This window comes from Deinococcus sp. NW-56 (assembly GCF_002953415.1).
Lineage (GTDB): Bacteria > Deinococcota > Deinococci > Deinococcales > Deinococcaceae > Deinococcus.
On record NZ_CP026516.1, the window covers coordinates 162,501 to 175,321 of the forward strand.

Genomic DNA, 12,821 nt, shown 5'->3' on the forward strand with positions numbered 1-12,821 from the left:
CCGCGGCCCTCCCCCCGGAGGAGGCGCTGGCGCAGGCGGTGGCCGAAGACCCCCTCAATCCCTTCCTCGCGCTGCGCGAGGCGCGGGCGGCACGGGGCAACCGCCTCGCGGAGTTGCGGGCGGTGCGGCGGGCGCTCTCGGCAGAGCTGCCCTTTCCGGCCTGGGTACAGCTCGCCGCCGACCTCGACGCGCTGGGGTTTCCGGCCGCCGCCGACGTGGCCCTCGACCGGGCGCGGCGGGACGCGGCGGCGCGGGGCTACGACCCGGAAGTGCGGGTGGGCCGGGGGGCACTGGGGGCCTACGGCAATCCCAGCGGCTACGTGGGCACCCTGCTGGCGCAGGGGCGGCTGGCGCGGGCGGACGTGTGGCTGCGCTACCTGCGCGACCTGCACCCCCGCTTCGAGGGCGGCGACGCGCTGTACGCCCGCTACGCTGACCTGCTCGAGGCCCAGGGCCGGGGCGGCGAGGCCGAGGAATGGCGGCAGTTTCGCCGGGAGCTGCGGGCGGGGACCCTCTACAACCTGGGGCCGCAGGCTCCCGACCTCGTGCGGGCGGCCACCCGCACCCTGACCCTGGCGCTGCTGCTCGCGCTGGGGGCGGCCCTGCTCGCCCTGACCGCGCGGGCGTGGCGGGCGCAGGGTGTCCAGACCCGCCCGCTGGGAGGGCGCTGGCGCGGCTGGCGGCGGCCCCTGCTGCGGCTGCGACACACCTCCGTCCTGTACGCGACCTGGACCGAACGGCTGGGACTGACCGTGCTGGCGGCCGGTCTGGCGCTCGCGCTGGCCGCCTGGGGCTGGGCGAACGCGACGGCGGCGCAGCTTCAGGAGCCCGCCCTGAATGCGGGCACCTACGGGGGCGGGTGGGGCGCGGCCCGGCTGGGCGACCTGGGGTTGCGCCCCGGCCCCGACGCCGCGCTGCTCTCGGGCCTCGCCGCGCAGCTCGACGGGGACGACACGGCCGCCCGCGCACGCTACGCCCAGGCGGCGGGGGACCCCTGTGCCCGCAACAACCTCGCGGTGATCGCGCAGGCGCGGGGGGACGCCCCGCAAGCCCGCGAGGGGTACCGCGCCGCCCTGGCCGAGCGCCCCGACCTCGCCGCCGCCGCCTACAACCTGGGGCTACGCCCCGGCACCCCCGGCACCGACTTTCAGCGGGCGCTGCGGCCGGGGCAGCCCCGGCTGTGTTTTCCGGATGACCGCAGCCTCGCCCGCGCGGTGAGCGGGGACCTCGGGGTCACGCTGGGCCGCCTGGCCCGCGAGCCGCTGGCCGCCGGGGCGACGCTGGGCAGCCCCGGCTGGGCTGGGCCTTTCTGGGGGCGCTGGGGCTGGTGGGGGGCCTCGCCTTGAGCCTGCTGGTGCCGCGCCCGCCCGGGGCCGCGCGGCAGGACCGGCCGCCCCTCTACCGCCTCGCGGCGCTGCTGCTGCCGGGGTCAGCCCTGCTGGACAGCCCCTGGGGCGCGGTGCTGCTGCTGGCCTGGGGCGGCGCGGCGGCGGCGCTGCTGCCCCTCGCCGGGCTGACCCGCTTTGCCCCGCCGCTGGACCCCGCCGACCCGGCGGTGCGGGCCACACTGCTGGCCGTGCTGGCGGCGACCTACGCCCTGAATACGCTCGCCCTCGTGGGGGCCGAGGTGCGCCACGCCCGCGACCGGCGCCGCGCCGCGCAGGCGGGCTAGGGACACCCCGCCCGCAGACACGGGTCAGGTTGGCCCGCCATACTGCCCGGATGTTTAGCCGAGAAGGTCTTCTCCGCCCCCTGACCCCAGGCCGCCGCCGAAGTTCGCGGACCCTCCTGACCACCCTGCTGCTGGGCTTCGCCCCACTGGCCTGGGCGCAGGGCGCGGCGCAGCTCACCGTGACCACCGACCAGACGGTCGCCTACGTCAATGGCGTGGCGGCCCCCTTTCCCGCCGCGCCCCGCTTGATCGGCGGGCGCACGCTGGTGCCCCTGCGCGAGACGGCGGCGCTGCTGGGCCAGCCCGTGGCCGAGGTGGGCGGGCAGCTTCAGGTGGGCCGCCTGAACGTGGACCCAGTGCGCTCGGCGGCCTTTCTGGCGGGAGCCGCGCAGCCTTCCGGCAGCGTGGCGGACGTGGGCGGCGTGCTGTACGTGCCCGTGCGCCTGCTCGCCGACGCCCTGAACGCGAACCTCAGCGTGGGCGCCGACGGCCGCACGCTGACCCTGTCGGTGCTGGCGCAGGGGGTCAATCCCCTCGCGCCGCAGGCCCGCTTCGCCACCGACAAGACGGTGTACGCGCCCGGCGAGCGGGTGGTGTACACCGAGTACGCCTTCGACCCCGACGGGGCCGACCTCACCGCGCGGCGCTGGACCGGACGGCAGGAGGTCTTCTTCCAGCCCGGCACCTACACCGTCACCCTGCAGGTCACCAACAGCCGGGGCCTCCAGAGTGCGCCCTTCTCCCGGACCCTGCGGGTGGAGGGTCCGGCGGTGGATACCCCGCTGACCTACGCCCTGCGCTACGCCGAGCCGGGCGACCGCTTTCCCGATCCGCAGATTCGCAGCTATCCGCTCGCGCCGACCCAGCCCACCTTCCGCGAGAACCATCCCCTGATCTTCAGCAACAGCCCGGAGGTGCCGACCCAGAGCGGCGTCCTGTACCAGGACAGCGTGTCCGGGCGGGTGCGGCTGCTGGGCTACCACCTCAACGGCCTGAAGACCGGAGCGCGGCTGCACATCCTGGCCCGCAACTTGGAGGGCCGTCCGGTGGACCTCCGCACCGAGCGCCAGGGCGAGACGGCCCCCACCCGCATCGAGACGCTGCTGGGGCAGGTCACGTTGCTGGACTACTTCGCGAGCACGGGCGGCCCCACCCTGACCCTGCCGCCCGGCGAGACGGTGCCGGTGTACGCCAGCCCCACCCTGACTCCCGGCACCGGCGTGAACGTGATGCAGGACCTCGTGGCGTCGGGGCGGGTCGAGCTGACCTTCCTGATGCTGGAAGAGGGCCTGCCCGCCACCGCGCAGGTGGCCCAGCAACTGCCCTATCTGCCCCACGACGGCAAGCACCAGCGCGGCACCTTCGAGAACGCCGTGCGCGGCCTGCGCGTGAACCTCACCAGTCTGCCCGCCCGGCTGGTGATCGGGGACGGTCAGGTTGACCCGGCGATCACCGGGGTGGACAAGCTCACCGGGCAGCCCCAGCGCCTCGCGGGGAACTACGGGGTGCGCTACCACCTGGAGGTCTACGGGGCGGGCGGCGCGGCGGTCGCTTTCAGCCCGCGCGGGGGCCTCTACCGGGGCGCGATGCACGTGCAGGACGGTCCCCTGGCCCAGACCATCAAGCTGCCGCGCACGGGCAACGCCATCGAACCCGACCAGCCCGTGCTGCTGTGGCGCTCCCAGAGTGACCGCCTCGACCTCGACCTCGTGCCCGCGAGCGGCAGCAACCTGCCGGTCAGCCTGATCTTCTACAAGACGAGCGGGCTGGGGACGGGAGGCTACGGGGGCCTGTTCAAGCCGTATCAGCCGTAGGCGTAGGGGAGGAGAGAGGGGGCAGAAGAGGCGGCGGTCAGGGTTGCCCTTCTGCCCCCTGCCGTTGCCTGCTACAGCGTCCGGGTCGCCACCACCCACCACTCCGGATGCCGCGCCCGCAGGGCCGCCGCCGCCGCGTGCGCCGCGTCGTCGTCCGGGGCGAGGGCGAAGCAGGTCGCGCCACTGCCGCTCATCAGGGGCGAGCGCAGGCCCGCCGAGGCCAGGGCCGCGAGCGCTTCCCGGATGGGCGCGTGACGGGCGGCCACGGGGCCTTGCAGGGCGTTGAAGTACGGAATCGGGCCGCTCCCCGCCAACCCGGTCAGGATGCCTTCCACGTCAAGGGCGCGGGTGAACTCGTCCTCCTCGTCCAGCCAGGCGTAGGCGTCGCGGGCGCTGACCTCCACGCCGGGGTTGACGAGGACCAGCGGCACGTGCGGAACGGGAAGCGGCGTGAGGACCTCGCCCACCCCCTCGGCGAGCGCGGCCTGCCCCAGCAGGAAGAAGGGCACGTCCGCCCCCAGCGAGAGGGCCAGCTCCGGCAGCCGCACCCCCGCTGGGTAGAGCCGCGCGAGCGCCATCAGGGTGGTCGCCGCGTCGCTGCTGCCCCCGCCCAGCCCGGAGGCCAGCGGCAGCGTCTTGCGCAGGGTGATCGCCGCGCCGCCCGGCATTCCGGCGGCGTCCAGATAGGCCCGCGCCGCCCGGTAGACGAGGTTGCGCTCGTCCGCGGGCAGCCCGGTGGCCCCTTCCACCCGCAGGGTCAGCCCCGGCGCGGGCGCGATCTCCAGCTCGTCGCCCACCCCCAGCGGCACCATGACCGTGTGCAGCTCGTGGTACCCCCCCTGCCGCAGCCCGCGCACGCTGAGGCCGAGGTTGACTTTGGCGGGGGCGAGGTAGGTGGATGGGGCAGCAGGGGAGGGGGCGGTCATCGCGCCCCAGCATCCCACAAGGGAAACGCCCCGGTTATTTGAGGTAGCCCGTGCTCTTGAGAAAAGGCACGACGCAGGGAAGCTGGCGCATGGCCGAGTTCAATCCACGAGCCGGAAAGACGTAGGTCTGGTCGAACAGCTTGGTGGTGAACTGCCGCTGGGTCACAAAGAGTTCCGCCGTGACCAACCCCAGTTTGCCGTAGCGCCGCAGGTCATCGTCACGCCCAATGACTTCCCAGTTCTCCGAGATACTACGTCGGCTATCGGCCTGCCAAGTGACGGGGATACGTGCTCCCGTCAGGTACCCCCAGTCACGGAATGTCCCGTCGGTTAGGAACAGGCTCTCTGTACCGGACATCTTCAGGTTGAAGCTGTGCTGGACGGAAAATTTCTGAACGTGTGATCGGTCGCGAAGTGGCACAACAAACGGCGGTGTTTTGAGTGTGTGACCATCCCAAAACCCGCCGATCTCCAGCGTATCGAACTCACCCGCCACTTCAAAGCCTGCGTGCCCTTCCTGCGCCACGACACGCTGCAGCGTGTCGTGGACTTGATCTTCGCGATGGTGACGGCCCGAAGCGTGAACCAGAGTGACCTGTGCGCCCACCTGCCCGGAGTCAGCTCCCTCGACGCAAAGAGACGCCGGGTGGAACGAGGGTACCGGGATCCTCAGCTCACCGAGTCCGTCTTCCTGGCCTTCCTCCTGGCTCTGCTGCCCCCAGGGAAATTGCTGCTCAGCATGGACCGCACGACGTGGGAGCGCGGCGAGTCGCCCCTGAATCTCCTGGTGCTTGGCGTCGTCCTGCACGGCTACACGGTGCCACTCGTCTGGACTGCCCTGGATCACGACGGCAACAGCAGCACGGTCCGGCGGATCCAGCTGGTCTCACGACTCCTGAAGGCCCTTCCAGCGGGCCGCTGGAAGGGCCTCGTCGCCGACCGGGAGTTCATCGGCGGCGAGTGGTTCCGGTTCCTGAGACGGAAGGGCATCAAGCGCGCCATCCGTATCAGGAAGAACGCCGTGGTCGACGAGTTGCGTGTGGATGCGTGGTTCGGTGATCTGAAGGTCGGAGAAGTGCGGTGCCTCGCCGAGCGGGCCAACGTGTACGGGGAGGTGATGCAGGTCGTGGCCACCAGGTCCCCGCGGGGGACCTGGTGGCGATCGCCACGGATTTCAGCGTCTGGGACACCTGCGTCCTGTACCGGGCGCGCTGGTCGGTGGAGTGCACGTTCGCCAGCCTCAAGGTGCGCGGGTTTGACCTGGAGCGGACCGGTATCACTCGACCAGACCGACTAGAACGGCTGTTCGGGCTGGTCATCCTGGCCTGGGTCAGTTGCCTGCGGGTGGGCGTATGGCTCCAAGCGCACGTCCCGATCAAGGTGAAGGCTCATGGCCGCCCGGCCATGAGCCTGGTGCGGTACGGCGCAGAGCAGCTGTGCAATGCCCTGCGGTGGAATCTGCCCGAATTACCAGGGCTGATCAGGCTGCTGAGCATGCCGTTTCACGTGCCAGGCGCAGTTTAAAGGCAAGATGTCCGGTACAGAGGAACAGGCTGACATTGGGTGTTCTCGTGTCCACGCAAAAGACGTAGAGGCCCATCACGCCGTCCATAGAAGTAAGGAAGACCGTGCGGCTCTTTTCTCCTGTCACTGGATTGGTGCGAGTCCGGACGAGGGCTTCCCCGAACCGTGTGGTCTGCGCTTGCCCTTCACCCACTCCGACGAGCGAAGCAAGGACGAGGAGACTGGGACCGAGGCGGCACTGAGGACGGGAACTCACGCGCTGAAAGTAACACGCTCCCTGCAAGGGTTGGGCCGGGAATCAGCGTCTACTCTATTTCCCCAGCATCCCAGACACGGGCCACTGCCTCGGCCAGCGCGAGGTCGCCCGGTGTGGTGACCTTGAACAGCCGCGCGTCGCCGGGCACCAGCCGCACGGGGAGACCCAGCCGCGCGACGAGTCCGGCGTCGTCGGTGGCCGTGACTCCCTGCGCCCGCGCCTCCGCGTGTGCCCGCAGCAGCAGCTCGCGCCGGAACGCCTGCGGGGTCTGGACCGCCCACAGGCCCTCACGGGGGACTCCTTCGGCCCACCGAGCACCTTCGCCCCGCACCAGGGTGTCCGCGACCGGAAGGGCCACCGTCGCTGAGCCCGTCTCGGCCACCGCCTCCAGCAGCGCCCTCACCACTGTCCCCGGCAGGAAGGGCCGCGCCGCGTCGTGGACCAGCACCACGTCGGCGTCGGTCGCGGCGAGCAGCCGGGCCACGCTCTCCTGGCGCGTCTCCCCGCCGACCACCGCACGGGCGGGGAGGCCGGGGGGCAGGTCCATCCCGGCGGGCAGGGCGACCAGGACTTCATCCATCCAGGGCGCGAGCGCCGCGACGCTGCGGGCGAGCAGGCTCACCCCCGCGACCTCCACGAACGCCTTCGGCCCCCGCCCCAGCCGCGTGCCCGACCCGGCGGCGGGAATCAGGGCGGCGGTGCGGCCCGCGAGGAGGCAGGCGCCGGTCATGCCCCCGAGTCCTTCCAGCGCCGGAAGCCCGGCACGTCCAGCCCGAACTGGTCGAGCACCCGCGCCGTGACGAAGTGCAGCAGTTCCTCCACGGTCTCCGGCGCGTGGTAGAAGCCCGGCGAGGCGGTCATCAAAGTTGCCCCCGCGTCGTGGGCGGCGAGCATGTTCGTCAGCATGGGCCGGGGCAGCGGGTCCTCGCGCAGCACGAGCACCAGCGGCCGCCGCTCCTTGAGGGTGACGTGCGCCGCCCGCGAGAGCAGGTTGTCCGCGAAGCCCCCCGCCACCTTCGCCAGCGTGCCCGCGCTGCACGGCACGACCAGCATTCCATCGGTGCGGAAGGACCCGCTCGCCACGCTCGCCGCGAGGTCGCGGTCGTCGTGGACGGTGTGCGCGAGCGCCGTGAGGTCGGCCAGCGTAGGGCCGCCCGCCTCGGCCGTCATCACCCGTTTGGCCCCGCTCGTCACGATCAGGTGCGTCTCCACGCCGAGTGCGTGCAGCGCCCGCAGGATGCTCCCGGCATACGGAATCCCGCTGCCTCCACTCACGCCGACGACCAGCCGCATGGGGGAGAGGGTAGCAGGGCAGGCGCTGGGAACAGCGGGCGGAAAGACACGGACAGACGGCGGCGTCGGGCCTCCTCACTTGCCCCAACCACCACCCCGTTCATGTTCTAGCCTGACCCATGACCCCCCTTCCCACCGCCGCCGCCCTCCTTCAGGGCTACTGGCAGGGCGCCCACTTCGCCGACCCACCCCCCTACCTCGACCGGGCGCGGGCACTGTCACCCGTCCTGTACGACCCCGCCAGCGGCATGGCCCTGCTGACCGGGCACGCAGCGGCGGGCGCGGCCCTCAAGAGTCCGCACGTCCGCACCAGCAAGTACGCCGCCGACCCCAGCTTCGCCAGCAGCGAGGCCGCCCGGTTGATGGCCCCGATGATGCTCTTTCACGACGGGGCCTCGCACACCCGGCTGCGGTCGCTCGCGGGGCGGGCCTTCACGCCCCGGGTGCTGGAGGAGAGCCGTGAATTCGTCACCGGGCTGACCGACACGCTGCTGGACGGGGCCGCGCGGCAGGCGGGCGCGAACGGGGGAGAGGTGGACGCCGTGGCCGCCCTCGCGGTGCCGCTGCCCGTCGCCGTGATCGTGGAGATGCTGGGGCTGTCCGGGACCGACGCCGACCGCTTCAAAACGTGGGCGGGCAGCGTGGCCGACCTGATCGGCGGCCTGAACGTGCCCCCGGAGCGCTGGGCACAGGTCGAGGCCGACGCCGGGGCGATGCGCTCCTACTTCCGCACCCTCGCGGACGACCTGCGTGCCCATCCCCGTCCCGGCCTGCTCTCGGCCCTCGCCGCCGCCGAGGACGGGGGCGAACGCCTCAGCGGCGACGAACTGCTCGCCAACGCGGTGTTGCTGCTTGTCGCGGGCCACGAGACAACCTCCAACCTGCTCTCGGGCAGCCTCCTCGCCCTGCACGGGTGGCCGGAGGAGCGGGCCTGGCTCGCGGGGGACCCCGGGGGACGGGTGGGGAACGCGGTGGAGGAACTGCTGCGCTTCCTCTCGCCCGTGCAGGGCACCGCCCGCTTCACGACCGCGCCGCTGACGCTGGAGGGAGTGGCGCTGCCGCCGGGCCTGCCGCTGCTCGTGAGCCTCGCGGGGGCGAACCGGGACGCCGCCGCGTACCCCGATCCCCACACCCTGCGCCTCTCGCGGGAGAATGCCCGCACGCACCTCGCCTTCGCCGCCGGGGCGCACTACTGCCTGGGGGCAGGGCTGGCGCGAATGGAGGCAGCGGTGTTCCTGACGCGCTTCCTGGCCCGCTTTCCGGGGTACCGGGTGCCGGAGCAGCCGCTGAGCTACCTCCCCAACCTGACCCTGCGGGGCCTGCGGGCGCTGCGCGTGGCCCTGTAGGTCGGGCGTGGCCCCCGGAGCCGTTCGCGCCCACGCTGGCGCGGAGGGTCCGCCTGTCTCTGGGCAGGGCTGCCGCGCTGGCGTGGCGGCAGCCGGGCGGCGCCCGCTAGACTCGGGGCCTATGGCCGACTCAGACCGCACCCGTGAAGCCCTGCGAGCCGCCATGACCGCCTGGGCGGTCGCGGAGGTGCGCGGCGACCAGGCGCGCGTGACCCTGGCGCCCCACCCCCAGAGCCTCGCCCGGCACCTCGAAGCGGTGGACCCGCAGTGGGCACTCGCCTGGGCCTGCGACAGCGTGACACCGCCCGTGGTCCGCGCCCGCCTGACCGTGGGGGGCGCCACCCGCGAAGGCCTCGCCACCGGCCACACCCTCCCCGACGCCCGGCTGCGGGCGCTGGCCGACGCCGCCCGCTTCTTCGGCCTGGAGTTGCCCGAGGAGGCTCAGTGGGTCGAGTACGACCCCGAGGACGGCCCGAATACCACCGACCTCGACGCCGAGGTGGAGGAGGGGGCAGCCCCCGCCCCCCGCGCCGCCGTGCCCCCGGCCCCGCCCCGCGACCCCCAGATGGAAAAGGCCCGGCAACACATCCAGGACCTGATTGAGCAGCTCAAAGCGGCAGGCAAGGCGAAGGAAGCCACCCAGGCCCTGATGCGCGGCTACGGCGAGTCGCTGGAGGAAAGCCGCGCGATCTACAAGGAACTCCAGGGCATCTTGCGCGGCTAGCCCATGCTCAAGGTCATCGCGGTGGGGGACGTGCACGCCGACTGGCCCGCGCTGTGGGCGGCGCTGCGGGCGTCGAGCTGCATGGACGCGGCCGGGCGGCCCACGCCCCCGGTGCTGGCGGGGCTGTATCAGGTGGTCCTGATCGGTGATCTCGTCCACCCCAAGAACGAGCGGGCCTACGAGCGCCTGACCGGACTGCACCGCTTCGACGTGCGCGACCGCGACCACCTGCTGCTGGCCGCCCGCGAGCAGGTGCGCGAGCTGGAGCGGCTGCGCGAGTACCACGCGGCGGCCCCCCACGCGGTCCACCTCATCCTGGGCAACCACGACGCGGCGGTCCTGAACCTCGACCACGTGCTGGGCACCGGGAGCGGCCTCGTTCACGTCGAGTTCGACCCCAATCGGGGCGGCACCCTGCTGCCGGAGGGCCTGCGGCGCTGGATGGAGGGCTTCCTGCGCGAGGTGCGCCTGGGCAGCGTGCAGTTCGCCCACGTCTCGCCCCTGCCCGCCCACGCCATCTACGACGACCTCTTCTACAGCGACGCCAGCTCCAAGCGCTGGTTTCGCGACACTCCCGAGTACGTGCGGCAGGCGGGCCTGAGCCTCGGCGTCTACGGGCACACCCAGATGCCGACGGGAATCCGGATCGACCGCGACGCGGGGCTGTGCCTGATCGACGCCCTTCACGCCCGGCAGTACCTGGAACTGCTGCTCGACCCCGCCGCGCCTGAGCCGGTGCAGGGGGTCCGGGCCATGCCGTTTTGACCCCTGGGTGGCCCTCACCCCAGGCCGAAGTGTAGTCGTGTTGACAGCTGGGGAGGGGGCCGCTATCCTTGACCCCGCTGCTTTTGCGGCAGCGCGGAGTGGTCCGGTAGTGTAGCGGTTAGCATAACTGCCTGTCACGCAGTAGGTCGCGGGTTCAAATCCCGTCCGGACCGCCACCCGGCTAGGTAGCTCAGCTGGTAGAGCAAACGACTGAAAATCGTTGGGTCGCCGGTTCAAGTCCGGCCCTGGCCACCAAGACAAAGACTCCGCCCCGCGCGGAGTTTTTGCTTTCCACGCCTAGAGGCTGCCAAGAACCCTAAGCAAAAAGTGGCGTGAGGTTGTGGCAGAGCAGAATGCAGGCGGCGAGGAAGTGGAACCCAACCAATGTGGAGGGAAGGCGTTCCAGATCTCGGCTCAGCCTCCGGAAGCGTGCCAGCCACGCAAACGAACGTTCAACCACCCAGCGTTTCGGAAGCAGGATGAACCCCTTGGTCGCTTCTGGACGCTTCACGACGACCAGCTCGACGCCCGCATCCGTCGCGTCTAACGCGGTCTGGACTTTCGTATACCCTTGATCCACGAAGGCGACTTCCACCTGTGCTCCGGTGGCTTCCTGCACCTCTAGGCACAGGTCTTTGACCTGTGCCCTGTCCTGTTCGTTGGCTGGGGAAGTGAGGATAGCCAGCACGTGTCCCAGGGTGTCCACGGCGAGGTGAACCTTGGTGCCCTTGCGCTTCTTGGCCCCGTCATAGCCCGCACGGTGACCGCTTTCAGGTGTGCTTTGGAGGGTTCGGCTGTCCATGACCACCGCGGACGGCTCGGGATCTCGACCTTGCTCCACCCGGGCCAGGATTCGCAGGTCGTGGGCGGCATTCTCGAAGCAGCCTGCCACGAACCAACGGTGCGCCTGTTGGCGCACCGTCTCCGCAGGAGGAAAGTCGTTTGGAAGATAGCTCCACTGCGCCCCCGTGCGGGCCATCCACAGCAAGGCGTTCAGGACATCCCGGATGGGGTACTTCCGTTGACCTGCATCCGCACGGCTGAGCAGCAGGTACGGGAGCAGGAACAAGTAGGTGTCGTCGTCAACGTCGCTGGGGTAGCCTCGCCGCGTCACCCACCCATTCTGCTGTTCTCAGAGCCACGCCCCTCGAGTTCGTCCCTGTTCTTGGCAGCCTCTAAGAACCAAAACCCCCGGCCGGAGTTGGCCGGGGGTCAAAGTCACGTTGTTGCTCAGTCCGCCGAACCCGCCGGGGCTAGCACCAGCGCGAAGCTCTGGCTGGGGCCGAAGGTCTCGGTAAAGCGGCGCTCGGCGGGCACGTTCAGGCGGTCGAGGATGTTCTCCACCGCCCGCGTGAAGCCCTCAGGCCCGCAGTAGTAGTACTCGGCGTCGCCCTGGGGCAGGTGGGGGCGCAGCGTCTCCATCCGGATCAGCCCCGCCTCGTCGTGGTGCTCGCCGGGGCGGTCCCCTGCGCCCACCTCGGTGTAGTAGACGAGCTTGCGGACATTCGGCTGGGTGCGGGCCACCTCGTTCACATGCTCGCGGAAGGCGTGCGCCGAGGCCCCCAGCGCCGCGTGGACGAACAGGACCGGGCGGGTCGAGCCGGAGGCGACCAGGGTGTTCAGCATGCTCAGCATCGGCGTGATGCCCACCCCGCCGCTCATCAGCACGACCGGACGGTCCGAGTCTTGCAGGAAGAAGTCGCCCGCCGGGGTGTGGACCAGCAGCTCGTCCCCCTCCTGAATGTCGTCGTGGAGATAATTGGAGATCAGGCCGCCGGGCGCGAACGGCTCGGTCTGGGGGGCCAGTTCACGCTTCACGGCGATGCGGTAGCTGCGGCCGTTGGGCGCGTCCGAGAGGCTGTACTGACGAATCTGGTCGCGCTCCTGCGCCGGCACCCGCACCTTGAGGCTGAGGTACTGCCCTGGCCGGAAGGGGGGAAGCGGCTGCCCATCCACGGGTTCGAGCACCAGCGAGGCGATCACGCCGCTCTCCTGCACCTTGCGGGTCACCCGGAAGGGCTTGAAGCCGCGCCAGCCGCCGGGCTGCCCGGCCGCCTGGGCATACATGCCGCCCTCCACCCCGATCATGATCTTCGCGAGTTGCCCGTAGGCCGCCGCCCAGGCATCCAGAATCTCGGGCGTGGCGGCGTCGCCCAGCACGCTGGCGATGGCCCCCAGCAGGTGTTCGCCCACGATGGGGTAGTGCTCGGGCAGCACCTCCAGACTGACGTGCTTGTGCGCGATCCGGCCCACCATGCCGCCCAGCCGCTCGGGGTGGTCGATGTGCGCCGCGTAAGCCAGCACCGAGGCCGCGAGGCTGCGGGCCTGCCGCCCGGTCTTCTGGTTGGCCGGGTTGAAGATGTTCAGCAGTTCCGGGTGCGCCGCGAACATGGAGGCGTAGAAGGTGCGGGTGATCGTCTCACCGTGCGCTTCGAGCGCCGGGACGGTGGCTTTGATGATGGCCGTCTGTTCGGGGGTCAGCATGGGTCGGGGTGTCTCCA

12 protein-coding genes, 2 tRNA genes and 1 pseudogene (1 of these 15 only partly in view) are annotated in these 12,821 nt (G+C 71.3%); 9 read left to right on the forward strand and 6 right to left on the reverse strand.

Annotation, left to right across the window (positions count from 1 at the left end; all coding sequences use genetic code 11):
- The 3 genes in view from C3K08_RS00900 to C3K08_RS00905 are tightly spaced (at most 50 nt apart) and all read left to right on the forward strand, a layout consistent with a single transcriptional unit that may run on beyond the window.
- Positions 1-1,346: the 3' portion of a hypothetical protein gene (locus C3K08_RS00900; protein WP_369848364.1), read on the forward strand. The gene continues 421 nt to the left of window position 1, outside the view; only the last 1,346 of its 1,767 coding nucleotides appear in the window; its start codon lies off the left edge, out of view; its stop codon occupies positions 1,344-1,346.
- A gap of 8 nt (positions 1,347-1,354) precedes the next feature.
- The gene (locus C3K08_RS18855; RefSeq protein ID WP_369848366.1) at positions 1,355-1,672 is read left to right on the forward strand and encodes a hypothetical protein; all 318 of its coding nucleotides are present in this window, start codon (positions 1,355-1,357) and stop codon (positions 1,670-1,672) included.
- Between the two features lie 50 nt (positions 1,673-1,722).
- Positions 1,723-3,486: a stalk domain-containing protein gene (locus tag C3K08_RS00905; protein WP_234009106.1), complete on the forward strand. Its 1,764-nt coding sequence runs from the start codon at positions 1,723-1,725 to the stop codon at positions 3,484-3,486.
- 71 nt (positions 3,487-3,557) lie between these two features.
- On the opposite strand, the gene C3K08_RS00910 is transcribed toward C3K08_RS00905, so the two are convergent.
- Positions 3,558-4,412 carry a 4-(cytidine 5'-diphospho)-2-C-methyl-D-erythritol kinase gene (locus C3K08_RS00910; RefSeq protein ID WP_104989632.1) on the reverse strand — a complete coding sequence of 285 codons (855 nt, stop codon included), beginning with the start codon at positions 4,410-4,412 and terminating at the stop codon, positions 3,558-3,560.
- Positions 4,413-4,446: 34 nt separating this feature from the next.
- On the reverse strand, positions 4,447-4,770 hold the full coding sequence (locus C3K08_RS17750; RefSeq protein WP_158679803.1) for a hypothetical protein: 324 nt from the start codon (positions 4,768-4,770) through the stop codon (positions 4,447-4,449).
- Between the two features lie 204 nt (positions 4,771-4,974).
- Here C3K08_RS17750 and C3K08_RS00915 point away from each other — a divergent pair.
- Positions 4,975-5,936 (forward strand): annotated as a pseudogene (locus tag C3K08_RS00915) (IS4 family transposase).
- 305 nt (positions 5,937-6,241) lie between these two features.
- Here C3K08_RS00915 and ispD read toward each other — a convergent pair.
- The gene (gene ispD / locus C3K08_RS00920; RefSeq protein WP_104989633.1) at positions 6,242-6,922 is read right to left on the reverse strand and encodes a 2-C-methyl-D-erythritol 4-phosphate cytidylyltransferase; all 681 of its coding nucleotides are present in this window, start codon (positions 6,920-6,922) and stop codon (positions 6,242-6,244) included.
- On the reverse strand, positions 6,919-7,485 hold the full coding sequence (locus C3K08_RS00925) for a UbiX family flavin prenyltransferase (protein WP_104989634.1): 567 nt from the start codon (positions 7,483-7,485) through the stop codon (positions 6,919-6,921). The genes ispD and C3K08_RS00925 overlap by 4 nt, the downstream gene beginning before the upstream one ends.
- 119 nt (positions 7,486-7,604) lie before the next feature.
- On the opposite strand from C3K08_RS00925, the gene C3K08_RS00930 reads away from it, so the two are divergent.
- The 5 genes from C3K08_RS00930 to C3K08_RS00950 all read left to right on the forward strand — a co-directional run bounded on the left by C3K08_RS00930 (position 7,605) and on the right by C3K08_RS00950 (position 10,575).
- Positions 7,605-8,831 carry a cytochrome P450 gene (locus C3K08_RS00930; protein ID WP_104989635.1) on the forward strand — a complete coding sequence of 409 codons (1,227 nt, stop codon included), beginning with the start codon at positions 7,605-7,607 and terminating at the stop codon, positions 8,829-8,831.
- Between the two features lie 121 nt (positions 8,832-8,952).
- On the forward strand, positions 8,953-9,555 hold the full coding sequence (locus C3K08_RS00935; RefSeq protein WP_104989636.1) for a single-stranded DNA-binding protein: 603 nt from the start codon (positions 8,953-8,955) through the stop codon (positions 9,553-9,555).
- Positions 9,556-9,558: 3 nt separating this feature from the next.
- Positions 9,559-10,320, forward strand: coding sequence for a metallophosphoesterase (locus tag C3K08_RS00940; RefSeq protein WP_104989637.1), 762 nt, complete (start codon positions 9,559-9,561; stop codon positions 10,318-10,320).
- 100 nt (positions 10,321-10,420) lie between these two features.
- Positions 10,421-10,496: transfer RNA gene (locus C3K08_RS00945), tRNA-Asp, on the forward strand.
- Between the two features lie 3 nt (positions 10,497-10,499).
- Positions 10,500-10,575: transfer RNA gene (locus tag C3K08_RS00950), tRNA-Phe, on the forward strand.
- Positions 10,576-10,636: 61 nt separating this feature from the next.
- On the opposite strand, the gene C3K08_RS00955 is transcribed toward C3K08_RS00950, so the two are convergent.
- Positions 10,637-11,434 (reverse strand): IS5 family transposase, encoded by a 798-nt coding sequence (locus C3K08_RS00955; RefSeq protein WP_104989638.1) that lies wholly within the window; start codon positions 11,432-11,434, stop codon positions 10,637-10,639.
- A gap of 116 nt (positions 11,435-11,550) precedes the next feature.
- Positions 11,551-12,804, reverse strand: coding sequence for an NO-inducible flavohemoprotein (gene hmpA, locus C3K08_RS00960; RefSeq protein WP_104989639.1), 1,254 nt, complete (start codon positions 12,802-12,804; stop codon positions 11,551-11,553).
- Positions 12,805-12,821: the final 17 nt, after the last annotated feature.

Bases quoted from the DNA above. Each gene is read 5' to 3' on its own strand.
- ispD (WP_104989633.1), bottom strand. From the start codon at position 6,922: ATGACCGGCGCCTGCCTCCTCGCGGGCCGCACCGCCGCCCTGATTCCC.
- C3K08_RS00935 (WP_104989636.1), top strand. From the start codon at position 8,953: ATGGCCGACTCAGACCGCACCCGTGAAGCCCTGCGAGCCGCCATGACC.
- C3K08_RS00905 (WP_234009106.1), top strand. From the start codon at position 1,723: ATGTTTAGCCGAGAAGGTCTTCTCCGCCCCCTGACCCCAGGCCGCCGC.
- C3K08_RS00925 (WP_104989634.1), bottom strand. From the start codon at position 7,485: ATGCGGCTGGTCGTCGGCGTGAGTGGAGGCAGCGGGATTCCGTATGCC.
- C3K08_RS00910 (WP_104989632.1), bottom strand. From the start codon at position 4,412: ATGACCGCCCCCTCCCCTGCTGCCCCATCCACCTACCTCGCCCCCGCC.
- C3K08_RS00940 (WP_104989637.1), top strand. From the start codon at position 9,559: ATGCTCAAGGTCATCGCGGTGGGGGACGTGCACGCCGACTGGCCCGCG.
- C3K08_RS00930 (WP_104989635.1), top strand. From the start codon at position 7,605: ATGACCCCCCTTCCCACCGCCGCCGCCCTCCTTCAGGGCTACTGGCAG.
- C3K08_RS17750 (WP_158679803.1), bottom strand. From the start codon at position 4,770: ATGTCCGGTACAGAGAGCCTGTTCCTAACCGACGGGACATTCCGTGAC.
- hmpA (WP_104989639.1), bottom strand. From the start codon at position 12,804: ATGCTGACCCCCGAACAGACGGCCATCATCAAAGCCACCGTCCCGGCG.